The following is a 17053-nucleotide window of genomic DNA, read 5'->3' as shown; positions in this document are numbered from 1 at the left end:
AGCTTCACTACGCCGCGGTCAGGGCCTCGACCTCGTCGATCGTTTTCGGAATCGCCGCGGTAAGAACTTCATGGCCGTCCGCCGTCACCAGAACGTCGTCTTCGATCCTGATACCGACGCCGCGCATCGCCTCGGGTGCGCTCTCGTCGTCGGGCGCGATGTAGATTCCCGGCTCGACCGTCAGCACCATCGAGGGCTCCAGCGCGCGCGACTCTCCGCCGACGCGGTAGAGGCCCACGTCATGCACGTCCATCCCGAGCCAGTGGCTGGTGCGATGCATATAGTAGCGGCGGTAGGCGGCCGTCGCGAGCGCGTCGTCGAGCGGACCCTTGATGAGCCCCAGGTCGATCATGCCCTCGACCAGCACGCGGAGCGCCGCTTCATGCACGTCGTCGAAGCGCGCGCCCGGCTTTACCGCGTCGATTCCGCGGAGCTGCGCGGCGAGCACGACCGAGTAGAGCGCGCGCTGCGCGGAATTGAAGCGCGCGCCGACCGGGAAGGTGCGGGTCACGTCGGAGGCGTAAAAATCGACCTCGCATCCTGCGTCGATCAGCAGCAGGTCGCCGCCGAGCATGCAACGATCGTTGTTTATGTAATGAAGCGTAGCGGCGTTGGGGCCCGAGGCGATGATCGACGGGTAGCTCGGCCCGGCCGCGCCGCGCGAGCGAAACGTGTAGTCGACCAGCGCCTCGACTTCCCATTCCATCATGCCGCCCCGCGCCCGGCGCATCGCCTCCTTGTGTGCCTCGCCTGAAATCGCGATCGCGCGACGCATCGCGTCGAGCTCCTCGGGCCGCTTCTTAAGGCGCGCCTCATGAATCAGCTCGCGCGGATCGAGCATCGCCACCGGTCCAGAGCCGGTGCGCGGGCGCATTGCCTGCGCCCCCCGCATCAGCTCGAGCACGCGCGCATTCATCCGCTCGTTGATGCCGAGCGGGTAGTACACGCGCTCGACGCCTTCGAGGTAACGCGGCAGTACGCGGTCGAGCTCGTCGATGACGTAGGCCTTGTCGGCGCCGTACTCGAGCATCGCGCCCTCGATTCCGGCGCGCCGTCCGGTCCAGGTTTCGCGCTCGCGGTCGCGCGGCCGCACGAACATCACGACCTCGCCATCCTTGTGACCGGGCGCGAACAACGCCACCGACTCGGGCTCGGCGAATCCGGTCAGGTAGTAGAAATCGCTGTCCTGGCGGAAGATGAATTCGACGTCGTTGGAGCGAATCGCGACCGGCGCGCTCGGGAGAATCGCCACCGCCCCGGCGCCAATTCCGGCCATGAAGCGCGCGCGCCGATCCCTTAAGATTTCCGCCCGGCCGTTTTGATTCGCCGCACTCAAGCCGCCGCCCCTGGTTTTGCGGCGCCGCCTACGGAAGGCCCGCGCCGCCGACCTCGACCTCGGTCGTTTCGATCCGCGAGTTGCGCTTGGCGCGCAGCACTTCAGGATCGATCGATTCGGAGGTCAGCAAAAAGAGCATGCGGCGCGCGGGACCGCCCAGCATGCACGCGATCGGCATCTGCTCGCGCTTGATCCGCTCGGCGACATGCCCGCCCTCTTTCACGCGCAGAAGCTCGTGCGTGAACGGCGAGGCCACCCAGATCGCTCCTTCAGCGTCGAGCGCGATTCCGTCGGGCACGCCCTCGCCCAGGTCGGCCCACACGCGCCGATTGCTGAGTGAACCGTCGGCGGCGACGTCGAACGCGGTCAGCCGATGGCCCATCGACTCACCCACCACCAGCGTCTTGCCGTCGGGCGTGATCACCGTGCCGTTGGGAAACGCGAGATCGCGCGCGACCACGCGCGCCGCGCCGTCGGGCTCGACCATCACCATTTCCGCCGGCTTCTGCGGTGCGTTGGCGATGATGTCGTAGCCGAAGTTGCCGACATAGGCGCGGCCGCGGCTGTCGACCACCATGTCGTTGCAGTGATGGGATGCAAGCCCGGTCAAGTCGGCGTGCATCTTGAGCCCGCCGGCTTCCTGGCGCAAGAGCTTGCGGTCGGTCATCGAAACCACCAGCATCCGCCCGTCCGGAAGCCATCCCAGGCCCGACGGCCACGCCGCGACCTCGGCGATCGTCGTGTTGTGCCCCTGCAAATCGACCGCATTCACCGTATGGGCGTGCATGTCGGAGTAGTAGAGCTTGTTGTCGTGCCATCGCGGCCCTTCACCGAAGGCCAGGTTGTCGAGCAGGGTTTTGAACTGTCGCATGGCTCTCCTCCGAATTCGCGCGTTCGCGCGTCGCTTTGGTGGTTGCTATTCCAGCGCGCCGGCCGCCCGCAGCCGCGCGACCTCATCTTCGCTCAAGCCTAGCACTTGCGTGAGGACCTCGTCGGTATGCTGTCCGATAAGCGGCGCCGGGGCGCGCACCGGAGTGCCGGTGCGGCTCATCCGCCACGGCATTCCGCAATGCTGCCGGCGGCCGACTTCCGGATGGTCGAGGTAGACCCAGTAGCCGCGTTCTTTGAGATGCGTGTCCTCGGAGACGAATTTGTTGGGCGCGCATATCGAGGCTGCGACGCCCGCCGCTTGCAGGATCCGCTCCGCGTCGGCGGCGGTGCGCTGCGAGGTCCAGGCGGCAATCTCGGCCTCGAGTTCGTCCTCGTTGCGCTTGCGTGCCGCGGCGGTGGCGAAGCGCGGATCGGACGCCATCGCGGGCTTGCCGATGGCTTCCGCCAGGCGGGCGAACTCCGCGTCGTCGGCGGCCACGATCGACACCCACATGTCGATCATCACGCCGGTGTTCTCGAAGCGATCGCTGGAGGGGAAGACGCCGTGCGGCGCGAGGCAGCGGTCGCGATTTCCGTCGCGCGCCGGTTCGATCCCGTTCATCGTGTAGTCCATGATGCCCTCGGGCAGCAGCCCCATCGCGCATTCCCACTGGCTCATGTCGATGTACTGGCCCTCGCCGGCTTTTTTGCGATGGTACAGAGCGGCGAGGATCGCGAACGCGCCGTGCACGCCGGCGTTGGGATCGGCGTAGCTGAACCCGGCATGCATCGGCGGCCATCCCTTGTATCCGGTCAGCGCGGAAAGCCCCGAAAGCGGCACCTGGGCCGGCCCGTACGCGACGTATTCGTGAAACGGCCCGGTGTCGCCGTAGCCGGAGAGCGAGATCATGATCAGGTCGGGCTTGATTTTGCGCAGCTCCTCGTAGCCCAGGCCCATCTTGTCCATCACGCCCGACGCGAAATTGTTCGTGACGACGTCGCTCTTTTCGACCAGCCGATGCGCGATTTCGAGCGCGCCCGGCTTGGCGTAGTTGAGCGTCAGCGAACGCTTGCCCTGATTGTATTGGTTGAAATACCCGGAGCGGTTGATGCCCGGTTTGCCCTCCGGCCACGGCGGCAAAAGCCGCGTCACGCACGGCCGCGTCCGCGTCTCGATCCGGATAACGTCGGCGCCAAGATGGGCCAGCTGAAGGGTGCAATACGGCCCGGCCCAGACCCAGGTGAAGTCGGCTATTCTCACGCCCTCAAGCGGTAGCTTGGCCATCGTCAGTTCCCGTCCGCCCCCAAGCTCAAATCATGCCGGCGCGGCGGAGCTCTTCCAGACGCGCGGACGTCAAACCCAGGCGCGTGCCGAAAATCTCCTCGTTATGCTGCCCGAGCGTCGGCGCCGGGCGGCGGATCTCCCATGGCGTGCGGCCGTACTTGAGCGGCGCGCCGGGATACTTGTGCGTGCCCGCCACCGGATGCGCAATCTCGACGAAGAAGCCGCGCTGCTTCAGGTGATTCGAACTCAGAAGGTCGCCCATCGTCGAGACCGGCGCAAACGGGATCCGCCGCGCCTGCGCCTTCTTGTAAAGGTCGAGCGCGCTCTGGTCCTTGAGCCAGTCTTCGAGAAAAACCTTGAGCGCGTCCCAGTTGACGCCGCGCTTCAGCCGGTCGGCGAAAATCTCCTCCCCCGCCCATTCCGGATTGCCCATCAGCTCGACGAAGTTGCGCCACTGATGCTCCTCGACGCAGCAGACGAAGATATAGCCGTCGCGGCATTCCATCACTTCGAGCGGCTGGATCGGCTTCTGCCCGAGCCGCGACGCGACCATGTTCATATAGGGCCAGAACTCGAAGAACAGCTCCATCTGCGAGGCGAGCGATTCGTAGATTGAGACGTCGATGTGCTGGCCTTCGCCGTCGCGCATCTGGGCGAACACCGCGCCCATCGTCGCCACCGCCGCGTGTACGCCGCCCTGGAAGCCGGCCTGCTGGCCGAAGGGCTTAAGCGGCGGCATTTCGGGATGCTCGTGGCCGCCGCCGTTGATGTAGCAAAGCCCGCTTGCGCTCCAGAGCGTCAGATCCTCGGCGCGCCAATCGCGCTTGGGACCGGAAAGCCCCCACGGCGTGATCGAGCTCATCACCAGGCGCGGATTGCGGGCGCGCAGGCGCTCGAAGGCGAGCCCGATACGGTCCATATCGGACGGGACGAGGTTGTGAATCAGAACGTCGGCGTCCGCGGCCAGGCGCTCGAGCAGCGCGAAGCCCTCGGGCCGCGAAACGTCGAGCGTGATGCCGAGCTTGTTCGTATTGAGGTAGAGATAGAGACCGCTTTTTTCCGGATGCGCCGCGCCGCCGGGAAACGGGCCGCGCAAACGCGAGCGATCGCCGCCACCCGGCGGTTCGATCTTGATCACCTCGGCGCCCATGTCGGCCATCAGCTTGGCCGCGTAGGGCGCGGCGACCATCTCGCCCAGTTCGACGATTCTAAGTCCTGAAAGCGCTCCGGCCATCCAGACCCACCACCACCCGATTATTCGGGCAACACCTTGCGGAACGGCTTGATCTCGACCCGCTCGAATACGCCTTCGCGAGCATAGGGATCGTTGCGCGCGAACTCGCCCACCGCCGCCTCGCTCTCCATATCGACGATCATCAGGCTGCCGGTGCCGTCGGTGAACGGGCCGCCGATCAGCATTTTGCCGCTTTCGGCGAGCGGTCCGACGTACGCGAGATGACGCGGGCGAACGGCAGGTCTGAGCGCCGCGCCGTTGGGCCCGTCGTGGCCGATGATTACGAACAGCATGCCGGCTCCTCCTGGCTCAGCGCGAAGTTAGCACGCGCGGCGCGCGCCGCCCAAGCGCCCGCTCGCGGGTTTACGCAGCGACACGCGAGAGCACTCCGCCCCGCGTCACTTCGGCGAAATCGCGCCATGGCCCGTGTAGTAAATCATGAAGTAGGCGGCGCCCAGCGCGAACAGCGCCACGGTTGCCGCGACGTCGCTTGCCTCGACCGGATACTCGACGAAGCTGGTGGGCCGACGGCTCATCCCGAAGCCGCGCGCCTCGAGCGCCATCGCCATCGAATTGGCCTTGCGCAGCGCTCCCATAAAGACCGGGATCACCACCGGCACGTAGCGCTTGACCCGCTGCAGCGGGCCGCCGCGGTTGAAGTCGTAGCCGCGCAGGTTCTGCGCCTGGACCACGGTCAGCGCCGAATCGATAAACAGCGGCACCAGGCGGAACGCGAGCGTGATCGCGAAGCCGAGGCGATACGGAACACCCAGGCGCGCGAGGCCGGCCGTGAATTCCTCGACCTTGGTGGTCGAGAGGAACAGCACCGAGGTCGCCAGCAACTCGGCGAGCTTGAGGCCGCGCCCGAGGCCGAAGACCAGCGAGGCGCGGCTCAAATGGATAAGCGGAAGATCGATCAGCGCCGGACCCCGGCGATAGAAGACCATCCAGGCGAGCGTGGTAGTCAGGATCACCAGGATGAAGAGCCATCGCAGGCGGTAGAAGTTCGGCCATGCGCCGGTGAATTCCGCGAGCGCGAGCATCAAGAGACCGAGCGGCAGCAGAGCCAGCGGATGATCGACCCAATAGACCGACCAGAACATCACGAACAGCGCAAAGACCTTGACCGTCGGATGGAGCCGATGGATGAAGGTCGGGCGCTCGATGTAGAGAAAAATCGGCATCAGCCCTGCGCCCTCAGCCATGCGGCAAATTCATCGGGCGTGAGCGCGACCGTGCCGAAGCGGCGCGAGAGTTCGGTTGACTCGGGCGCGCGAAACGAAGAGGAGGCGAGCAGCTCGGCGCGGGTAAAGAATTCGCGCACGCCGCCGTCGTAAAGCTTGCGCCCGCGGCGCATCAGCACCACGCGGCGCGCGTATTCGGCGACCAGCCACGGCGTATGCGTGATCATCACGATCGCGATCCCGTCGCGGTTAAGCTCCGTCACCAGCGCCATCATCCGGCGCTGCTCGCGATAATCCAGCCCGGTCGTCGGTTCGTCGAGGATCAGCAGGCGCGGACGCAGCGCGAGCACGCTCGCCACCGCCAGGCGCTGGCGCTCGCCCTTGCTGAGAAGGAAAGGGTCGAGCGCGCGCGCGTTCTGCAAACCCACGGCGCGAAGGACTTCCTCGCATCGGCGCCGAATCTCGCCCGGCGCCAGATCGAAGTTGCGCGGGCCGAAGGCGACCTCGTCCTCGACGGTCGCGGCGAAAATCTGATGGTCCGGGTTCTGAAACACGTAACCGGCTTCGGCCGCGGTCTCGGCCGGGAGCATCGCCGCGCGGTCGCGCCCGTTAAGCATCACCACGCCGGCGGTGGGACGGAGCAGGCCCACCAGATGCTTGGCGAGCGTGGTTTTGCCCGAACCATTCTGGCCGATGATCGCGACGAACTCGCCCGGCGCGATCCGCAGATCGATCGAATCGAGCACCGGCGGGCCGTCAGGATAGTTGAAACTGAGCGCGCGAACCTCGGCCAGCGGCGCCGCGCCGCCCGCATCCGCCGCGTTCATGGATGGCGGATCCGCCACGGCGCCCGGCAGAGCGGGCGAAGCGCCTAGATGCGGGAGGGCGCGGCGAATCATCGCTTCGGCGTCGTCCAGGCCGGCGGCGTGCGCCGCGATTCCCGCTTTCACGAGCACGCGGTTCAAATCGGGCGGATGAACTCCGCACTCTTCGAGCAGGTCGAGCCGGGTCATCAAGTCGCGCGGGGCGCCCTCGGCGATTGTCTCGCCCTCGCGGAGCAGCACCAGGCGGTCGGCGTCGCGCAGCACCTCGGCCTCATGCTCGATTACGATCAGGCTGAATCCCTGACCGCGAAGGCTCCGAATCAGCGCGAAGACTTCGGCCTTACCCTCGGGGTCGAGGTCGGTGGTCGGTTCGTCGAGCACGATCACCGACGGACGCAGCGCCAGCACCGAGGCGATCGCGAGGCGCTGCTTTTCGCCGCCGGAGAGCGAGGTCGGGTCGCGGCGTTCGAAGCCGGCGAGGCCGACCGCCTCGAGCGCCGGGCGGATGCGGCGCAGCATCTCCTCGCGCTCCATCCCGACCTGTTCCATCGCGAACGCGACCTCGTGCGCGACGTTGGTGGAAAAAAGCTGCGCCTCGAAATCCTGAAAGACCATCCCGACCCGCGGCGCGACTTCGCATACGCGCGTGCTGTCGAGCGGCTGCCCGCCGATCCGCACGACGCCGGTAAACGTCCCGCCTTCGAATTCCGGGACGATACGGTTGAGGCATTTGGCGAGCGTCGATTTGCCGGCGCCGGAAGCGCCCATCACGCCCACCATCTCGCCCGGCCTGGCGATGAAGCTCACGCGGCCGAGCGCTGGACGTTCGCCGCCGGTATAGGTGAAGCTTACGTCCTCGAGTTCGGCGGCGTGCGGAGTAGCCTCGCCGCCGTCGAGACTCACAGCGCCGGCCGCTCCCCAAGCGGAACTCGCATCTTTCACATCAGCCCCACGCCGAACACGGCCAACAGGATGAACGGGCTCACGACGATCGCGATCGCCTTGTCATATGGCGGCTGGGTCATTGCCGCGGACAGGAACCCGGGAGTCCAATAGCCCGTGGAAACTAGGTTGCCCATCAGCCACGCGCCTCCCTCACCTACGACCAGGATCGCGAGGCCCAGGGCGCGCACGCTCCATCGGCGCTCCGTGAATTCGGGCATCACGTCGGTATAAAGCATCCGGCCGCGCGCGACGCGGGGATAGACGGCGCTAAGGATGAGCGGAGAGAGCACCAGCGCCGACGCCATGTTGTTGAACACGATCACGTTGCCAAGGATGCTGAACGGCCGCAGGCCCAGCAGGTTGTCGCCCCATCCGACGATGTCGGCGCAGAGCACGCTCGCGGCAAGGCAGGAGGCCACGTAGATGGCGATCGCGCCAGGCAATCGCGCAACCGGGCTTTGCCGCCCGGCGATCACGTTCCAGACCTTGTACGGGAGATAGCCGTAAAAAAGGTTGGCCACGAAGCCGAAGACGTCACCCGGGCCGACGCCGCCGAAGAAATCGCCGATCATGTTGCCGATCGCCGAACCCCAGCCGGCGGCGGGCCCGAAGAGGAATGAGCAGACGATCGGAATGGCATTAGCGGGGCGCAGTTCGGTCACGCCCGGAATGAGAGGCACCACCTTGAACGGCACCAGCACGGCGGCGTAGAGCGCAGCCGAGATCGCGCACAGCACGACCATCCGCGTATTGCGCCACATGGCGCCGAGCTCTCTCATCGTGCTTTTTTCGCTCTCGCGCTCATCTCGACGCCAAGCAGTATCCTGTCAACGATCCGCCGATCAAGCGGGCCCCATCGGATTTCGCCGACGCCGGACGGCGCTTGCCCCAAGCTCGCGCGGCAGCGAAAATCGAGTCATATTCCGCGAAGCGAAGTCGGGATCTATGCCTATCTACGAATATCAATGCGAGAAATGCCGCAAACGTACCAGCGTGCTCACGATGCGCGTGAGCGAGCGCGTCGAGGCGGTGTGCGAACACTGCGGAAGCAAGCGGATGCGCCGGCTGATGTCGCGCTTCGCGGCGCCGCGCAGCGAAGAGTCGCGGATGGACGCGCTGTCGAATCCCGCAGGCTTCTCCGACGTCGACGAAAACGACCCGCGCAGCGTCGCGCGCGCCCTTAGAAGGATGGGCAAGGAAATGGGCGACGAGATGGGCGGTCCGGAGTTCGACGAGGCGGTGGACCAACTGGAAAGGGGCGGCGGTCTGGACGACGACGGCGGCGGCGACGATGGCGGAGACGATCTGTAGCGCCTGGCCGCGCAAAGCAAAATCGCGCAAAGCAAACCCGCTCAAAGGAAGAGATTGATGGCGAGATTCTTCGCGGCGGCCGAGGCCGATCCGGCGCTGCTCAAGGGCAAAACGATCGCGGTCATCGGTTACGGCAACCAGGGACGCGCGCAGGCGATCAACCTGCGCCGGTTTGACCACCAGGTAATCGTCGGCAACCAGGAAGACCAAAGCTGGCGGCAGGCCCGCGAGGACGGCTTCGAGACGCTCGCGATGGACGCGGCCGCGGCACGCGCGGACGTCGTGATGCTGCTGCTGCCGGACGAGGTCGCGCCGGCCGCCTACCGCGAGCTTATCGCGCCGCATCTTTTGCGCGGCGGCAAGACCCTGGTCTTTGCCAGCGGCTACAACATCACCTACAAGTTCATCGCGCCGCCGCGCGAGTCCGACGTGGTGCTGGTCGCCCCGCGGATGATCGGGCAGGGCGTGCTCGACCTGCCGACGCGCGGCGAGGGTTTCCCGGTGCTGGTCGGCGTCAGCCAGGATTTCAGTGGGCACGCGCTTGCGACCGCACTTGCGATCACCAAGGGCATCGGCGCCTTCCTGCCGCATGGCGCAGTGGTCGAATCGAGCTTTGAAGAGGAGACGCTGGTCGATCTCTTCTCCGAGCACACGTGGGCGGGCGCGATGCTTTTTCTGCTCGACCGCGCGTTCAAGCTGCTGGTCGAGGCGGGCGTGAGCAAGGAGGTCGCGCTGCTCGAGCTTTACGCGTCGGGCGAGCTCGGCGAGATCGGCCGCGCGATGGCGACGCTAGGGGTGTGGAACCAGCTCAAGCTGCACTCACATACGAGCCAGTTCGGACAGCTCACCCACGGCGCCGATAAACTCGCCGCCGTGGACGCGCTGATGCGGAGAGCGATCGACGAGATTCGCGACGGGACTTTCGCGAAAAGATGGGCCGCCGAGCAGGCAGCCGGCTCGCCGCTCTACCATCGCCTGCTCAAGGAGCGGCGCTCGTCGCCGATCGCGACGGCCGAGCAGGAACTTTTCACGCGCCTCGGCCGCCCCTGACGGCGCGGGGACAGACCTGTCGCGTCAGTGGCTGGCGCGACCGCCGCGTCGGCTCACTTCTTCTTTACCGCTTCGACGTCGATCTCGACCGAGACCTTGTCGCCGACTACGGCGCCGCCCGCCTCGATCATCTTGTTCCAGGTAAGCCCGAAGTCCTTGCGGCTGATGGTGGTGGTTGCGGAGGCGCCGGCGCGCGTGTTGCCCCACGGATCCTTGATTGGGGCGCCCGCCACTTCGACCGCGAGCGTGACTTCCCTGGTGACGCCATGGAGCGTCAGGTCGCCGACGACGTTGTACTTGCCCTCGCCCGCCGGTTCGATCTTCTTCGACTTGAAGGTCATCGTCGGGTACTTCGCCACGTCGAGGAAATTGGCGCTTTTCAGATCAGCGTCGCGGTCGAGCGAGCGCGTGTCGATCGACGCGGTATCGATCGTCGCCTCGATCATGACCGAGGCGGGATCGGTGCCGTTGGCGGTGATCGTGCCCGCGACCTTGTCGAACTGGCCCCTGACGCTCGAGATCGTCATGTGCCGCACGGTGAATCCGACCGTGGTGTGGCCGGGATCGATCTGCCAGGTATCCGCCGCCGCGGCGAGCGGCGCGGCGCTCATCAGTACCAGGGCCATCAGGGTTCGCAAGATCCAGTTTTTCATCGGCTCTCCCCATGCCGTGCGCCGCCCGTGGCAGCGTCGGGTTTTTTCGTTCAACTCCGTTGTCGCCGGTAACAGGCTAGTCGGCTTCCAGCAGCACCACGGCCGCCGCCGCCATCCCCTCGCCGCGCCCAAGCGCGCCCAACCCCTCGGGGCTCGAGGCCTTGACGTTGAGCAGCGCGGGGTCCGCGCCGAGCGCGCCGGCCAGACGCTCGCGCATCTCCGCGACGTAGGGCGAAAGCCGCGGGCGCTGCGCGAAGATCGTCAGGTCGGCGTTGACGAGCCTCCATCCGCGCTCGCGCGCGAGCTTAAAGACTTCGGCGAGCAGCCCGATGCTGTCGGCGTTTTTGTAACGCGGGTCGCTGTCGGGGAAGTGGCGGCCCAGGTCACCCTCGCCGAGCGCGCCGAGAATCGCATTGGCGAGCGCATGGGCGGCGACGTCGGCGTCGGAGTGTCCGAGGAGCCCTTCGTCATGGGGCACCGTCACGCCGCCGAGTTTAAGCTCACGGCCGGGCCGCATCGGATGGAAGTCGAAGCCCTGCCCTACCCTAAGCCGCATCGCTTAGACCCCCCTTGATATTCCGCGATAGACGGCGGACAGGCGCGCGGCCCGCCGAAGCGGCGCGCGCGCGTTGACAATACTCAGGAGGGCGGCCAAGCTTTTACGCAGTCCGTTGCTACGGGCGCCAGGAGGAGACGTGGCCGCACCGGCATTCGTTAAAAATCCCAAGTTCATTGGCGGCGCGATCGTCTCCTTGTGGGTCGCCTATGTCGTGTACTGGAACCACCGGCTCAACCCGATCGACATCCAGCTCATCCCTTTCGTCAAACCGACCCAGCTCAAGGTCTCCTCGGTGATTATCGGCGCCGCACTCTTTGGATGCGTCGCCACGCTGGCAGTTCAGTTCCTGTGGCGCAGAGGAGGCTCGAAAAGCGGCTCCGTCGCTTCCACCGCTTCCGCCGACAGCACCAAAACCGTCGCCTGAGCGCCGGCCTTGAGCACGGTCGCGTCCGCCGGGCCGATGAGTAGCGCGTCGGCGCGCGAGAGCGAGCTCAGGATTCCGGAGCCCTGGTTGCCGGTCGGAGTGGCATAGAACTCGCCGCCCTCGCGCCGCAAGCGCACGCGCACGAACTCGGTAAGATCCTTCGCGGTCCTGATATCGACGGCACATCGTACCGCCACGCGCGGCAGGCCGAGGTCGCGCCGCCCGCCCATCTTCAGCAGCGCAGGGCGCGCGTACAGGTAGAAACATACCATCGTCGAGACCGGGTTCCCCGGCAGGCCGAAAATCGGGCGCCCGCCGACGAGGCCGAACTTGAGCGGACGCCCGGGCCGCTGCGCTACACCGTGAAAGATCTGCCGCAGGCCGAGTTCGTCGAGCGCGCCCTTGACGTGGTCGAACTGGCCGACCGATACGCCGCCGGTGGTAAGCACCGCGTCGAAGGCGAACGCCTCGGCAAGACGCGCGCGGATTTCTTCGGGGCGATCGCGCGCGACTTTCAGGATCGCGGTTTGGCCGCCCGCCTCGCGCACCGCGCCCGCCAGCGCGTACGCGCTCGAGTTGACGACTTGCGCGCCGGCCGGACGCTGGTCGACGTCAACCAGTTCGTCGCCCGTCGTCATAATCGCTACCCGCGGCGCGCGGTAAACTTCGATCATCGAGCGGTTGAGGGACGCGAGCATCCCAAGGTCCGCCGCACCGAGCCGCTTGCCCGGTTCCATCACCAACTCGCCCTCGCGCAGGTCTTCGCCGCGCGGGCGGACGAAGGCGTGCGGCTCGGCGGCGGAGAGGATTTCGACCCAGTCGCCGTCGGCGCGCGTCTGCTCGACCGGCACGATCGCGTCGGCGCCTTGGGCAACCGGCGCGCCCGTCATCGTGCGCATCGCGGCGCCCGTCTCGACCCCGGTGGCCGGCATCGCACCCGCGGCCACGGTGCCCAGCACGCGCAGCCGCGCCGGGTTCGACGCGCTCGCACGGGCGACATCAGCGGCCCGCACCGCGTACCCGTCCATCGCTGAATTGTCGAAGCCGGGGATGTCGCGCGGCGAGCGGATTTCCTCGGCGATCACGCGGCCGAGCGCATCGAGGATCGGCACGCGCTCGACGCCAAGCGGCGTCACGTTTTCGAGTACCAGTTGGAGGGCCTGGTCGGCGCTGGTCATTCTGTCGAGCCTTGGGCCTGTGTCGAGCCCCGGCCTGATTTGAACCATAGCCCGCGGCCGATTTGAGCGCCAGCCAAGCTGCCGGACGAAAGCTGACACCGGCGCAACTAAGGGGAATACGAGCAGAAGTCGGACCTAGAAAATCAGGTCGCTCGCGGTATCGCGCGCGTCGGCGCTTTCCTGGAGGGGAAGCCGCAGATCGTAACCCGACCCAGGCGGTACGCGATCGTGCAATATAGCCGGATTGTACTCGCGCAGAACCTTGACCGAGACTCCCGTGCTGCGGGCCGCCGCGGCGAGCGTCGTGCCGCCCTTAACCCTGACCACACGGAACTTCTCCGGCTGGGTGTAACTGACAGGCTCAAGCCCGTAGCGCTCGGGCTGATGGGCGATGATCGCGACCGCCATGAAACGGTCGAGGAGCGAGCGCGTATTATGCGGCAGGTTCGCGGTCAGACGGCTGTAATTGACGCCGCGGAGCGACCAATAGTCGTTCATCGCCGTCTCGCCTCGGTTCCAACCCACCAGCGCCACGCGCCAGTCGCCGACCTCATCGTGCAGCGTGGCGAGATATTGGGCCGCGGCGTGCGTGGATTTGATCGGGTCGCGGCGCTCGTCGATGTAATGGTTTACCCTGAGATTGAACCGTCGCGCCGTCGCGACACTCAGCTGCCATGGGCCGGCGCCTTTGCTGGAAAAGGAGCTTTCAGCGAACGAAAGGTAAACAAGTTCCGGCGGGAGATTGTGGCTCTCGAGCACCTTGACCATCATCGACAGGTACGGACGGCTGCGGCGGAAAGACCCCCTGATGCCCTCGTTATGCTCCGTGTAGGCATCTACGTAGCGCTGGACGGTCTGATTCAGAGCGAGCGGAAAGGGCGCTACTTTATGCGGGCCGCTGCGGACGTAAGGAAGCCCCTGCGCGAGGTCTATTGCCGCGTCCATGTTGACACCGTCGCCGTCCGAGGGCGAAGTAGCCTCTGCGCCCGCGCCTGCCTTTATGGGATTGCTCGATCGACCGACAGGAGCCGTTGCGACCAGACCGAAGTGGTCGCCAGGATTGGATGCGGCGTCGTCCAGGGGCGTAGTCGATCCACAACCGGCAAGGGCTGCGCCCACCAAACAAACCACCGCTAGTCGTATGACAAGATTCCCCCGCATGCCGAACCGTAACTCGACCCGGCCAAACCCTACCGGCCCCGAGGGATCATAATCAACACCACAGAAGCTGGTTTTCTGTAAAAAAAACTAATATTCTTTGTCAGATTCATTAGCTGACGATGTATTCTTATCATCCACGAGGCAGATTCTTAGGCCATCGCATGCTTTGTGATACCTTGCGATTTGGTCACCGGCACGATGCATAAGCCTCCCTCAATTCCCGTGGGTCTTTGGCGGGAAATCGTCGACAGCTTGAGCGACGCTGTCGTCGTCTTTGGTTCGGATCTAGCCCTCATTGCCATGAATCAGGCGGCGGAAACGCTCTTCGGAGTCTCGCACCTCAACGAGGCCGCGGTCGGCGCGATGCTGCGGAGCAACGAGTGGCTCCTGCGGATGGTCGAAAACTGCCTAATCAGCGGGCAAAACGTCGCTGACGCCGATGCAGGACTCAGTCTCGGCTCCCGGTCTGCCTCTGTCGGGGTCGAGGTTTCGCCGCTTCTGGCGGCCGGCGGAACAAGCCGCGGAGCGGTTGTCCTGTTCCACGACCTCGCGCTTCATCGCGGCGCCGCCCAGGCGCTCGGGACGGGTGAACTCGATTTGAAATTATCGCCCGCCGGCCTCGCGCACGAGGTCAAAAACCCGCTGACCGGGATAAAGGGCGCCGCCGAGCTGCTCGCCGGGCGGCTCGGTGCCGACCCCCGCGCCTTGCAGTATTGCGGGCTTATTCTGGAGGGAGTCAACCGGATCACGGCGCTGGTCGAGCAGGTGCTGACGGCAAGCGCCCCACAGCGGCTCAATTTCGAGCCGGTCAATATCCATCGCGTGCTCCACCAGGCGCTCAGGATGGCTGGGCTGCATCCGCATCCGCCCGAGGGAGTGACGATTGAACAACTTTTCGATCCCAGTCTGCCCGAGATCAGCGCCGACGCCGCGGCGCTCGAGCGTACCTTCCTTAATCTCGTGCGCAACGCCGCCGAAGCGATCGGCCCGAGCGGGACGATTCGCCTGCGGACACGGATGGAGACCGAGTTTCGCCTCACCGCAGAGGGACGCCGCCGCCAGTTCCTGCGGGTAGAGGTGTGCGACAGCGGGCGCGGGATGAGCGCGGCCGAACTGGCGCAGCTGTTCACGCCATTCTTCACCACCAAGCCCTCGGGCACCGGGCTTGGACTGGTGCTAAGCCAGCGGATAGTCGCAGCCCACGGCGGCAAACTCTGGGCCGAGGCCGGCGGGGTTTCTCCCCCCGCACGCCCGACGCAGGCTATCCACCTGGCCGAGCCCCATCACGGCCGGCATGCACACCTCGAAGAGCATCGCGTGCGCGGGATGACCTTCAAGGTCACGCTGCCAGTGGGCCCGCGCGATCCAGAACCGTCGGAGGCCGCATGACGCATCGGATAACAGTCGTAGCCGGCGAGGAGCGCATCGAAAGTAAAATCCGCGGCTTTGCTGCCGTTGCCGCATCTACCGATACTGTTACCATGGAACCCAGATGAATCAGATTGAAGCAAATCTCGGCGATGTAGCCGAGTCGCACACGATCCGTGCGCTGATTGCCGACGACGACCCGGCCATCCGGCTCGTCCTGCGCCATCGGCTGGAGGCCGAAGGATGGCAAATCGAAGAGGCCGCCGACAGCGCCGCCGCCCTCGAAGCGCTCACCAGCGAGCGATTCGCCGTCGCCCTGGTCGATATCATCATGCCGGGCATCGGCGGCCTCGAGGTGCTGACGACCGCCCGCGAGCGGGGATGCGCGACGCCGATCGTCGTGATCACCGCGGCTAGCACGATGAACAACGCGATCGAGGCGCTCAAGCGCGGCGCTCGCGATTATCTGACCAAGCCCTTCGAGAACCTCGACCTGGTGGTGACGACCGCCGCGCGCGCGGCCGAAACCGCAGCGCAGGCCTCCGAACTGGAACGGGTCAAGAAAGAGCTCGACCGCAAGCTGGTCGGCGGCGAGATCATCGGCCACAGCGCCGCGATGCAGGAGGTCTACAAGCTCATCGGGCGCGTTGTGAGCAACGACAAGATCGACGTCGTCCTGGTCTGGGGCGAAAGCGGCACCGGCAAGGAGCTGGTGGCGCGCAAGATTCATAATGAGTCGCGCCTGCGCGAGCCCTTCGTCCCGGTCAACTGCTCGGCGATACCCCACGGCCTGGTTGAAAGCGAACTGTTCGGCCACGAGCGTGGCGCGTTCACGGGCGCGAGCGAGCGGCGCGCGGGCAAGTTCGAATTGGCCGGCGCGGGCACGCTCTTCCTGGACGAAATCGGCGATTTGCCGCTCGAGTTGCAGCCCAAGCTGCTCCGCGCGCTCCAGGAGCGCGAATTCATCCGGGTCGGCGGCACCGATACTCAGCGCCTGCAGGCCCGCATTATCGCCGCGACCAACCAGGACCTTGAAACCGCAGTCGCCGCGCGCCGCTTCCGCGAGGACCTCTACTTCCGCCTGCGCGTGATCCTGATCCACCTGCCGCCCCTGCGCCAGCGCCGCGAGGACATCCCCGAGCTGACCGATTTCTTCGTCGCCAAAGCGGTCAGCGAAATGGGCTCGCGCGTGACCGCGGTCAGCCCGGAGGCGCGGGCGAAGCTGCAGGCCTACGACTGGCCTGGCAACGTGCGCGAGCTGGAGAACACGATGCTGCGGGCGGCGCTGCTCGCCTCGGGCAACACCATCCGCGCCGACGATATCTCGCTCGCGCGCGGCCCCGCAAGCGCGGCGGCCGCCGCCGGTATTGAGGGCGCCGCCGGCGATTCGTTTGCCGAACTCATCGGACGCCGCGTCGCGCAGTATCTCGAGAAGTCCAACGACGAGGAACCGCGCGGACTTTACCAGAAGCTGGTGGCCGAAATTGAACGCCCGCTTATCGAACAGGCGATGCGGCGGGCGGACGGCAACCAGGTGCGCGCCGCGCGCATCCTCGGGCTCAACCGCAACACGCTGCGCAAGAAGCTCGTGGACCTCGGAATCGCAACCCGCAAAATGTCCCTGGATTAGGATGTCCCTGGACTAGCCGCGCCGCCTGCGCGGCCTTGCCC

At 66.1% G+C, this 17053-nt stretch carries 17 protein-coding genes; 5 read left to right on the top strand and 12 right to left on the bottom strand.

Going from position 1 to position 17053, the window contains the following annotated elements; genetic code table 11:
* Positions 1-7: 7 nt before the first annotated feature.
* The 8 genes from VMI09_00630 to VMI09_00595 form a co-directional block, all read right to left on the bottom strand.
* Positions 8-1336: an aminopeptidase P N-terminal domain-containing protein gene (locus VMI09_00630; protein HTQ23169.1), complete on the bottom strand. Its 1329-nt coding sequence runs from the start codon at positions 1334-1336 to the stop codon at positions 8-10.
* 28 nt (positions 1337-1364) lie between these two features.
* A complete protein-coding gene (locus VMI09_00625; protein ID HTQ23168.1) occupies positions 1365-2207 on the bottom strand; it encodes an SMP-30/gluconolactonase/LRE family protein in 843 nt (280 codons plus the stop codon).
* Positions 2208-2252: 45 nt separating this feature from the next.
* Positions 2253-3491 (bottom strand): CoA transferase, encoded by a 1239-nt coding sequence (locus VMI09_00620; GenBank protein ID HTQ23167.1) that lies wholly within the window; start codon positions 3489-3491, stop codon positions 2253-2255.
* A gap of 25 nt (positions 3492-3516) precedes the next feature.
* Entirely contained in the window at positions 3517-4725 is a 1209-nt protein-coding gene (locus VMI09_00615; protein ID HTQ23166.1) for a CoA transferase, read from the bottom strand.
* A gap of 20 nt (positions 4726-4745) precedes the next feature.
* Positions 4746-5018: a YciI family protein gene (locus VMI09_00610; protein HTQ23165.1), complete on the bottom strand. Its 273-nt coding sequence runs from the start codon at positions 5016-5018 to the stop codon at positions 4746-4748.
* A 105-nt stretch (positions 5019-5123) separates the two neighbouring features.
* On the bottom strand, positions 5124-5930 hold the full coding sequence (locus VMI09_00605) for an energy-coupling factor transporter transmembrane component T (GenBank protein HTQ23164.1): 807 nt from the start codon (positions 5928-5930) through the stop codon (positions 5124-5126).
* Entirely contained in the window at positions 5909-7636 is a 1728-nt protein-coding gene (locus VMI09_00600; protein ID HTQ23163.1) for an energy-coupling factor transporter ATPase, read from the bottom strand. The genes VMI09_00605 and VMI09_00600 overlap by 22 nt, the downstream gene beginning before the upstream one ends.
* A gap of 35 nt (positions 7637-7671) precedes the next feature.
* Entirely contained in the window at positions 7672-8457 is a 786-nt protein-coding gene (locus VMI09_00595) for a QueT transporter family protein (GenBank protein ID HTQ23162.1), read from the bottom strand.
* A 166-nt stretch (positions 8458-8623) separates the two neighbouring features.
* Between VMI09_00595 and VMI09_00590 the strand changes: the two genes are divergently transcribed.
* Together VMI09_00590 and ilvC are read left to right on the top strand one after the other, a co-directional pair.
* Positions 8624-8989 (top strand): zinc ribbon domain-containing protein, encoded by a 366-nt coding sequence (locus VMI09_00590; GenBank protein ID HTQ23161.1) that lies wholly within the window; start codon positions 8624-8626, stop codon positions 8987-8989.
* Between the two features lie 57 nt (positions 8990-9046).
* Positions 9047-10039: a ketol-acid reductoisomerase gene (gene ilvC / locus VMI09_00585; GenBank protein HTQ23160.1), complete on the top strand. Its 993-nt coding sequence runs from the start codon at positions 9047-9049 to the stop codon at positions 10037-10039.
* A 53-nt stretch (positions 10040-10092) separates the two neighbouring features.
* On the opposite strand, the gene VMI09_00580 is transcribed toward ilvC, so the two are convergent.
* Positions 10093-10692, bottom strand: coding sequence for a YceI family protein (locus tag VMI09_00580; protein ID HTQ23159.1), 600 nt, complete (start codon positions 10690-10692; stop codon positions 10093-10095).
* 76 nt (positions 10693-10768) lie between these two features.
* Positions 10769-11248 carry a 2-C-methyl-D-erythritol 2,4-cyclodiphosphate synthase gene (gene ispF, locus VMI09_00575; protein HTQ23158.1) on the bottom strand — a complete coding sequence of 160 codons (480 nt, stop codon included), beginning with the start codon at positions 11246-11248 and terminating at the stop codon, positions 10769-10771.
* A 139-nt stretch (positions 11249-11387) separates the two neighbouring features.
* Here ispF and VMI09_00570 point away from each other — a divergent pair, with 139 nt between their 5' ends.
* Positions 11388-11675 (top strand): hypothetical protein, encoded by a 288-nt coding sequence (locus VMI09_00570; protein ID HTQ23157.1) that lies wholly within the window; start codon positions 11388-11390, stop codon positions 11673-11675.
* On the opposite strand, the gene glp is transcribed toward VMI09_00570, so the two are convergent.
* Together glp and VMI09_00560 are read right to left on the bottom strand one after the other, a co-directional pair.
* Positions 11591-12853 (bottom strand): gephyrin-like molybdotransferase Glp, encoded by a 1263-nt coding sequence (gene glp, locus VMI09_00565; GenBank protein ID HTQ23156.1) that lies wholly within the window; start codon positions 12851-12853, stop codon positions 11591-11593. The two genes, VMI09_00570 and glp, sit on opposite strands and share 85 nt — an antisense overlap.
* Before the next feature lie 135 nt (positions 12854-12988).
* Complete coding sequence (locus tag VMI09_00560; protein HTQ23155.1) at positions 12989-13798, bottom strand: lytic transglycosylase domain-containing protein; 810 nt, start codon at positions 13796-13798, stop codon at positions 12989-12991.
* A gap of 414 nt (positions 13799-14212) precedes the next feature.
* On the opposite strand from VMI09_00560, the gene VMI09_00555 reads away from it, so the two are divergent.
* Together VMI09_00555 and VMI09_00550 are read left to right on the top strand one after the other, a co-directional pair.
* Positions 14213-15403 carry an ATP-binding protein gene (locus VMI09_00555; GenBank protein ID HTQ23154.1) on the top strand — a complete coding sequence of 397 codons (1191 nt, stop codon included), beginning with the start codon at positions 14213-14215 and terminating at the stop codon, positions 15401-15403.
* Positions 15404-15506: 103 nt separating this feature from the next.
* The gene (locus tag VMI09_00550; protein ID HTQ23153.1) at positions 15507-17012 is read left to right on the top strand and encodes a sigma-54 dependent transcriptional regulator; all 1506 of its coding nucleotides are present in this window, start codon (positions 15507-15509) and stop codon (positions 17010-17012) included.
* Positions 17013-17053 lie beyond the last annotated feature (41 nt).

The organism is Candidatus Binataceae bacterium, from assembly GCA_035500095.1.
In the GTDB taxonomy this organism is placed as follows: Bacteria; Desulfobacterota; Binatia; order Binatales; family Binataceae; genus JAKAVN01.
The sequence above is the reverse complement of the archived record's forward strand: the minus strand, read 5'-3'. Positions and strand labels throughout refer to the sequence as shown.